This window comes from Streptomyces sp. NPDC002209, assembly GCF_042890265.1.
GTDB lineage: Bacteria > Actinomycetota > Actinomycetes > Streptomycetales > Streptomycetaceae > Streptomyces.
Genome location: NZ_JBIARX010000008.1, coordinates 232,447 through 239,624, shown reverse-complemented (window position 1 = coordinate 239,624; position 7,178 = coordinate 232,447). Strand labels below are relative to the sequence as shown.

At 72.6% G+C, this 7,178-nt stretch carries 7 protein-coding genes; 3 read left to right on the top strand and 4 right to left on the bottom strand.

Going from position 1 to position 7,178, the window contains the following annotated elements; translation table 11 throughout:
• Positions 1–117: 117 nt before the first annotated feature.
• The 3 genes from ACFYXK_RS18520 to ACFYXK_RS18510 all read right to left on the bottom strand — a co-directional run bounded on the left by ACFYXK_RS18520 (position 118) and on the right by ACFYXK_RS18510 (position 2,008).
• Positions 118–516 (bottom strand): WhiB family transcriptional regulator, encoded by a 399-nt coding sequence (locus ACFYXK_RS18520; RefSeq protein ID WP_376192998.1) that lies wholly within the window; start codon positions 514–516, stop codon positions 118–120.
• A gap of 138 nt (positions 517–654) precedes the next feature.
• Positions 655–1,254, bottom strand: coding sequence for a TIGR03086 family metal-binding protein (locus ACFYXK_RS18515; RefSeq protein ID WP_389412042.1), 600 nt, complete (start codon positions 1,252–1,254; stop codon positions 655–657).
• 64 nt (positions 1,255–1,318) lie between these two features.
• Positions 1,319–2,008 carry a DUF1707 domain-containing protein gene (locus ACFYXK_RS18510; RefSeq protein ID WP_389412041.1) on the bottom strand — a complete coding sequence of 230 codons (690 nt, stop codon included), beginning with the start codon at positions 2,006–2,008 and terminating at the stop codon, positions 1,319–1,321.
• Positions 2,009–2,158: 150 nt separating this feature from the next.
• Between ACFYXK_RS18510 and ACFYXK_RS18505 the strand changes: the two genes are divergently transcribed.
• The 3 genes from ACFYXK_RS18505 to ACFYXK_RS18495 all read left to right on the top strand — a co-directional run bounded on the left by ACFYXK_RS18505 (position 2,159) and on the right by ACFYXK_RS18495 (position 5,449).
• Entirely contained in the window at positions 2,159–3,823 is a 1,665-nt protein-coding gene (locus ACFYXK_RS18505; protein ID WP_389412040.1) for a fumarate hydratase, read from the top strand.
• Positions 3,824–3,959: 136 nt separating this feature from the next.
• Positions 3,960–4,565 (top strand): hypothetical protein, encoded by a 606-nt coding sequence (locus ACFYXK_RS18500; RefSeq protein WP_389412039.1) that lies wholly within the window; start codon positions 3,960–3,962, stop codon positions 4,563–4,565.
• 110 nt (positions 4,566–4,675) lie between these two features.
• Positions 4,676–5,449 carry a glycerophosphodiester phosphodiesterase gene (locus tag ACFYXK_RS18495; protein WP_389412038.1) on the top strand — a complete coding sequence of 258 codons (774 nt, stop codon included), beginning with the start codon at positions 4,676–4,678 and terminating at the stop codon, positions 5,447–5,449.
• 86 nt (positions 5,450–5,535) lie between these two features.
• On the opposite strand, the gene ACFYXK_RS18490 is transcribed toward ACFYXK_RS18495, so the two are convergent.
• Positions 5,536–7,080: a ricin-type beta-trefoil lectin domain protein gene (locus ACFYXK_RS18490; protein WP_389412037.1), complete on the bottom strand. Its 1,545-nt coding sequence runs from the start codon at positions 7,078–7,080 to the stop codon at positions 5,536–5,538.
• Positions 7,081–7,178 lie beyond the last annotated feature (98 nt).

Here is a 7,178-nt window from a genome sequence, read left to right as displayed (position 1 = left end):
TCCAATTCGCCGGCGCTATTTAGCCGGGCGGGGCGGGGGGGGGGGGGCGCGCCCGGGGGGGGGGGGCGCCCCGGGGGGGGGGGGCCCCCCCCCTCTCGCTCGTGTGCGTACGGGCCCTCAGCCCGCGGCGGCTATCGGCCCGGCCCCCGGGGCCTGGCGCAGTTCCGCCGCCCGGCGCCGGCGCCGGGCCAGCACCACCCGCCGCTCGGCTGCGGTGAGCCCGCCCCAGACCCCGTACGGCTCGGGCTGGAGCAGCGCGTGCTCGCGGCAGGCGACCATCACCGGGCAGCGCGCACAGACGCGTTTGGCGGCCTCCTCGCGGGAGAGCCTGGCTGCGGTCGGCTCCTTGGAGGGCGCGAAGAACAGCCCCGCCTCGTCCCGGCGGCACACCGCCTCCGCGTGCCATGGGCCGTCCTCTTCCCTCGCCGGCACCCGCGGCTTCGGTACGGCGGCCGGACGCGCCTGGAGGCTCTGTACGGCGGCTACCTGCAGGGACTGATGCGGCGGATGCTGCACGGTCTACTCCTGACGACGTATACGCAAGCGAGAGACGATGCACCTGTCCCTACCCGCTGTGCGCGCCCCTATGCACTGCGTGGGGCAAGGTCGCCGCCCGGGCGGGATTCGACCGAAACGCGACGCCGCCGTGCGCCCTCACGCGTCCGGCGGCGTCCAGTCGGGGCGCCGGCCGAGGTGGGCGAGCAGCGAACCGACGGGGTCGGCGGCGGCATCGGGGGCGAGTGCCAGCGCCGGGGCGTAGGCGAAGCCGCGCAGGGGCTCGGCGAGCGCCTCCGCCGTGGGGCGCAGGGCCGCGGCAAGGGCGGGGGTCAGCGGGGAGGGCCGCCCCGTGGCGACGGCGATGTCCCAGGCGTGGACGGCGGCGTCGAGGGCGGCCGCACCGACCGCGGTCTCGGCGGGCACCGTGAACGGGGGCAGCGGTACGGGGACCTCCGGCGTGCCGGGCGCAACCCCGGCGAAGGCCTCGGCGGCGGCCTCGAGGGCCGGCGCCAGCAGCTCCGCGGGGGCGGCGGCCAGGGTGGCGGAGGGCGCGAAGGGGTCCTCGGCCGGGCCGGGCCCGCCGGTGAGGCGGGCGGCGTAGGCGAGCTGGTCGCCGGCCGCGTGCCGGAGCACTTGGCCGACGTTCCACCGGTCGCACGGAGTCGGGCGGCCCCAGGCGTCGGCCGGCACGCCGTCGACGGCGGAGCGCAGCGCCTCGTGCGCGTGATCGAGCAGATCCCACTTGGATGCGGTCATGGCCCGATCGTACGGGCCCCCTTCGGCCAAGTCGGCTGAATCCGATGGGCAGTTGACCCGCGCCCTACCCCTCCAGGCGCTTGCGCAGCTTGACGGCCAGGTCGACCAGGCGGGCGCCGAGCCTGGGCCGGGCCTCGATGTTGCCCAGCAGCGCGAAGCCCCGGACGATCACCACCGGCGCGTTCGGATCGGTGGTCCCGGCGCGGCCCTCGCCGTGCACCTCGAAGTTGCCGAGGACCCCGCTGCCGTAGCCGCGGAGCGTCACGTTCTCCGGGACCAGGATCTCGACGTTCCCCAGCACGCTCGTCACGTTGACCTCGGTGACCTGCTGCTCGAAGACGGCCTCGGTGAGGTCGACGGTGACGTCGCCCAGGACGGAGACCACGCGGGTGTGCGCGCCCGGCCGCCAGCGGCCCTTGCGGGTGACGCTGCTGCACACGGCGACCACGGTCTCCGAGACCTCGGCCTGGCCGGCCGGCGCCGGACCCGCCGGGGGCGGCGCGTACGAGGGTGCCGCGGGCACGGCGCCGGGCGCGGGCAGGTCCCGTACGAGCACCTCGAGCTCCCCGACCGTCTTCACGGCGTACAGCGAGTCCAGGCGCTCGGAGTGCTCGTCGGCGGTCAGCCTGCCCTCGGCGAGGGCATCGGCCAGGATGTGCGCGATCCGGTCGCGGTCGGCGTCGGAGGCCCGCAGCTCGGCAGGGGCGACTGCGGGGGCGGCGGCAGGTGCGGCGGGCTTCTTTTCCAGGTCCACGCCCGCCAGCATAGCGATACGCGATAGATCGCGATAGGCGGGAGTGAGCCTTACCTCACAGACACAGCCCGGGACGGAGGTCCTACGCTTGATAGCCGCGCTGCCAATTGGTCGCCAGCGCCGTCTGCCGAGTGAGGAATGACTGCCGTCATGCCAGAGTTTGCGTACACCGACCTGCTGCCCCTGGGCGAGGACACCACCCCCTACCGGCTGGTGACCTCGGAGGGCGTCTCGACCTTCGAGGCCGACGGCCGTACGTTCCTCAAGGTCGAGCCGGAGGCGCTGCGCAAGCTCGCCGAAGAGGCCATCCACGACATCCAGCACTTCCTGCGCCCCGCGCACCTCGCGCAGCTGCGCCGGATCATCGACGACCCCGAGGCCTCGTCGAACGACAAGTTCGTCGCGCTCGACCTGCTCAAGAACGCGAACATCGCGGCGGCCGGCGTCCTGCCGATGTGCCAGGACACCGGCACGGCGATCGTCATGGGCAAGCGCGGCCAGAACGTCCTCACCGAGGGCGGGGACGAGGCGGCCCTCTCGCGCGGCATCTACGACGCGTACACGCGCCTGAACCTGCGCTACTCGCAGATGGCCCCCCTCACCATGTGGGAGGAGAAGAACACCGGCTCGAACCTGCCCGCGCAGATCGAGCTGTACGCGGCCGACGGCGGCGCGTACAAGTTCCTCTTCATGGCCAAGGGCGGCGGCTCGGCCAACAAGTCCTTCCTCTACCAGGAGACGAAGGCGGTCCTCAACGAGGCCTCCATGATGAAGTTCCTGGAGGAGAAGATCCGCTCGCTGGGCACCGCGGCCTGCCCGCCGTACCACCTGGCGATCGTGGTCGGCGGCACCTCCGCCGAGCACGCGCTGAAGACCGCCAAGTACGCCTCCGCGCACTACCTCGACGAGCTCCCCACCGAGGGCTCCCCGCTCGGCCACGGCTTCCGGGACCTCGACCTGGAGCAGCAGGTCTTCGAGCTGACCCAGAAGATCGGCATCGGCGCGCAGTTCGGCGGCAAGTACTTCTGCCACGACGTCCGCGTCGTCCGCCTCCCCCGCCACGGCGCGTCCCTCCCGGTCGCGATCGCCGTGTCCTGCTCGGCGGACCGCCAGGCCACCGCGAAGATCACCGCCGAGGGCGTCTTCCTGGAGCAGCTCGAGCGCGACCCGGCCCGCTTCCTGCCGGACACCACGGACGAGCACCTCAGCGACTCCTCGGACGTCGTCTCCATCGACCTGAACCGGCCGATGGACGAGATCCTCGCGACGCTGACCAAGCACCCGGTGAAGACCCGTCTGTCCCTGACCGGCCCGCTGGTCGTGGCGCGCGACATCGCGCACGCCAAGATCAAGGAGCTGCTGGACTCGGGCGCGCAGATGCCGCAGTACCTGAAGGACCACCCGGTCTACTACGCCGGCCCGGCGAAGACCCCCGAGGGCTACGCCTCGGGCTCCTTCGGCCCGACCACGGCGGGCCGCATGGACTCGTACGTCGAGCAGTTCCAGGCGGCGGGCGGCTCGAAGGTCATGCTGGCCAAGGGCAACCGCTCGCAGCAGGTGACGGACGCGTGCGGCACCCACGGCGGCTTCTACCTGGGCTCGATCGGCGGCCCGGCGGCCCGCCTGGCCCAGGACTGCATCAAGAAGGTCGAGGTCCTGGAGTACGAGGAGCTCGGCATGGAGGCGGTCTGGAAGATCGAGGTCGAGGACTTCCCGGCGTTCATCGTCGTGGACGACAAGGGCAACGACTTCTTCCAGAACCCGGCCCCGGAGCCGACGTTCACCCACATCCCGGTGCGCGGCCCCGGCCTGTAGTACGCCGGCCCGAGGGCCCCTCCCCCGCACGGGGGAGGGGCCCTCGCGCATGTCGTCCGGCGGGCAGATGGATCGCCCCCGGCCCCGCGAGAGGCTGTTGCCGTATCCGAACGGCACACCGTCACGGGAGTTCACGATGAAGAACCGCAAGCGCGCCCTCGTCCTGGCCGGATGCGCCGCCGCCCTGGCGGCGACGCTGATCGGCGCGGCTCCGGCCCCCGCGGCGCCGGCCGCGCCGCGGCTCGCCTCGGTGCACGGGGGCGGGACGGTGTCCTACCCCTACGTCCCGAAGGAGCACGACATCCGCTTCACGGTCGACGCCGACGCCGTCCCGTGGAGCAGGCCCTTCCCGGCGCCGGGCGGGGAGCAGGGCATGCCGGTCGACGCGCGCGGCCGGGTGACCGTCTACCACTCCATGCCCGACACGGGCTTCACCGGCGTCGCCGAGGCGGAGGTGGACTGCATGGTCACCGGCGGCAGGACGGCCACGATCACCGCGGTGGTCACGTCCTCGAACGTCGGCTGGGAGGGCAAGCGGATCGGGATCAGCGTCCAGGACGGCGAACGCGGCGGGCCGGACCGGGTGGGCTTCTCCTGGGGCATCGCCAACGTCGACGTGAAGGCCGACGGCTCGGTGTCGGAGCCCCGCGTGGGCACGTGCATGGCCCCGGCCCCCTTCACGGAGGTCACGAAGGGCGGCTTCAAGGTCACTCCGGCCCCCCTGGCCCCCCGGCCGCACTGATCGGCGCGGAGCCGTCTCCCCGCACTGCGCACCCCGATGTAACGAACTGTTCGGTCACGGGGTCGCCGCCGGCTCCGCGCAGCGCCGCGCATCCGGATAACGTCTGATCCATGAATCGGCAGTACGCGCAGTCCGTCACCGCCCGCGACGTGCGGGTCATCGCCCATCGGGGGTCCTCCCACGAGCACCCCGAGCACACCCTCGCCGCCTACCGGCAGGCCATCGCCGACGGCGCCGACGCGCTGGAGTGCGACGTACGGCTGAGCTCCGACGGGCGGCTCGTGTGCGTGCACGACCGGCGGGTGGAGCGGACCTCCGACGGGCGGGGGGTCGTCTCCGCCATGACGTACGAGGAGCTGGCCGCGCTCGACTTCGGAGGCTGGAAGGGAGGGGAGCACCGCGGGGCCCAGGTGCTGCTCTTCGAGGACCTGCTCAAGGAGGCGCTGGCCGCCGACCGGCCCGTCGGGCTGGCCGTCGAGACCAAGCACCCCACCCGGGCCGGCGGCCGCCTGGAGGCCGAGCTCGTACGGGTCCTGAAGGACCACGGGCTCGCCGACGGCTCCGACGGCCGGATCGAGGTGATGAGCTTCTCCCGCAACGCCCTGACCAGGCTCAACCGGCTGGCTCCCGGCCTGCCCGCCGTCTACCTGATCGAGCGGCGGCTGCGGCCGGCCCGGCCGCCGTTCGCGGGGCACGCCGGGCCCGGTATCGACCTGATCCGCCGGGATCCGGGACTGGTGGGGCGGCTGAAGGCCAAGGGGCTGCGGGTGCGCGTCTGGACGGTCGACGAGCCCGAGGACGTCGAGCTGTGCCTGCGCCTCGGCGTGGACACGCTGATCACCAACCGGCCCCGCGAGGTACGGGAGTACCTGAACGGCCTGTGAGCGGCGTGCAGCCACCCGGCCGGGGTGCGCCGGCCGGGTGTGGGGGGTTCGGGTCGTACGGGGCGGGGTTACGCGCCGTGCCGTGTCTACACGAAGCGCTGGTTCGCAGAGCCGTTGCAGGTCTGCAGGCGCAGCTGGTCGTGGGCGGCGGCGACGGTCAGGCACATGCCCGGGGCGGCCGCCGGGCGCAGCGTGGCGCCGTCGCGGACCCACTGCTGGTTCGCGCCGCCGTGGCAGTTCCAGATGATCAGGCCGGTACCGGCGCCGTAGTTGGCGCCCGGGGCGTCCAGGCAGCGGTCGTGGGTGAGCTCGATGTGGACGGACTTCTTCGCGGAGTCGTACCACCAGCCCTGGTTGCGGCCGCCGTGGCAGTCCCAGCCGATGACCTTGGTGTCGTTGGCGCTGGCTCCGCCGTTGGAGTCGAGGCAGTTGCCGGTCGCCTCGTTCTTCAGGGGCCGGTACAGGTCGTCCCAGGCTCCGGTCTGCAGGACCGGGGTGCCGGTGCTCGCCGGGTCGGCGCAGGAGGCCTCGCGCAGGCCGGAGTTGTAGAGCTGGGTCAGGCAGGCCGCGAAGGCGCCGTGGCCGCGGTAGTTGGGGTGGAAGGACTGGCGGGCGGTGTTCTCGTCCCACGGGAAGTGGTCCCCGAGGTCCAGGTAGAGGCCGCGGGCCCAGGTGTCCTCCATGCACACCTCGTGGCCCTGGAAGAGCCGCGAGTTGTCCAGGTAGGTGGCGCCCGAGGCCAGGGCGGCCGCGCGCATGCCCTTCTCGAAGGTGGGCACCGCGTAGTTGCGGCCCCAGGCGGCGTCGGAGTCGTAGCCGGCGCAGCCTCCGGGGAGCTTGCCGGGGAAGTTGGGGTTGTCGTAGAAGTCGGGGCCGATGGGGCTGGGGTAGCCCATCACGACGAGCTTGTAGTCGGAGTCGGCGTAGCCCGCGTCGCGCATGACCGTCCTGAGGTCGGCGACGGTGGACTCGACCTTGGGCTTCAGGCCGTCGACGCGCGCCTGCCAGCCGGGGCCGTACTTGGGCTCGCAGGTGCCCTGGCTGAGCACCCAGCGGGTCACGCAGTCGGTCATGACCGGGCCGAACTGCAGGTCGTCGTTGGCTCCGGCGACGAGCAGCACCATCTTGATCTTCGTGTTGCGCGCCTTGACGGCGAGGTTGTCGCTCTGCACCAGCTCGTCGGCGTACTGCTTGCTGCCGCCTATCCGGATGTTGCCGGTGTACGCACCGGAACAGGCCACGTTGAAGGTGAGGTCGGCCGGGATGCCGGTGCGGTGGATCGCGGTGTCGGGCGAGCGGTGGCACTGGTTGGCGGAGGTGTTCGTCGCGGGGTCGTAGTTGCCGACGCCCTCGCCCGAGATCTCGCTGTCGCCGAGCGAGATGAGCCCGGTCTTGCGCTCGTTCAGTGGCCGGACGGCCGGGTCGCCGTAGATCTTGACGGCCTCCGCGGCGCGGATGGCCTCGAGCTCGGGCGACAGGGGGGTGACGGCCCCGGTCGCCGTGGCGGGCGCAGCGGGCGCGGCCGCGTGGGCCATGGGGGTGATGGCGGTGACGCCCCCGAGGGCGGCCGCGATCGCCGCGGCTGCGGCGAAGGTAGATCTGAGCCTGGGTTTGGTACGTACACGTGTCATGACGCCTCCCCGACGCTGGTGTTACCCCCGGTATTTACTGGCCGGTAGGGGAGTTGGGAACACTTCGAACAAGACAATTGCTCAACTTTTTGAGGAGG

Coding starts and splice junctions, on each gene's coding strand:
- ACFYXK_RS18515 (WP_389412042.1), bottom strand. CDS start 1,254: ATGACCGCATCCAAGTGGGATCTGCTCGATCACGCGCACGAGGCGCTG.
- ACFYXK_RS18495 (WP_389412038.1), top strand. CDS start 4,676: ATGAATCGGCAGTACGCGCAGTCCGTCACCGCCCGCGACGTGCGGGTC.
- ACFYXK_RS18505 (WP_389412040.1), top strand. CDS start 2,159: ATGCCAGAGTTTGCGTACACCGACCTGCTGCCCCTGGGCGAGGACACC.
- ACFYXK_RS18490 (WP_389412037.1), bottom strand. CDS start 7,080: ATGACACGTGTACGTACCAAACCCAGGCTCAGATCTACCTTCGCCGCA.
- ACFYXK_RS18500 (WP_389412039.1), top strand. CDS start 3,960: ATGAAGAACCGCAAGCGCGCCCTCGTCCTGGCCGGATGCGCCGCCGCC.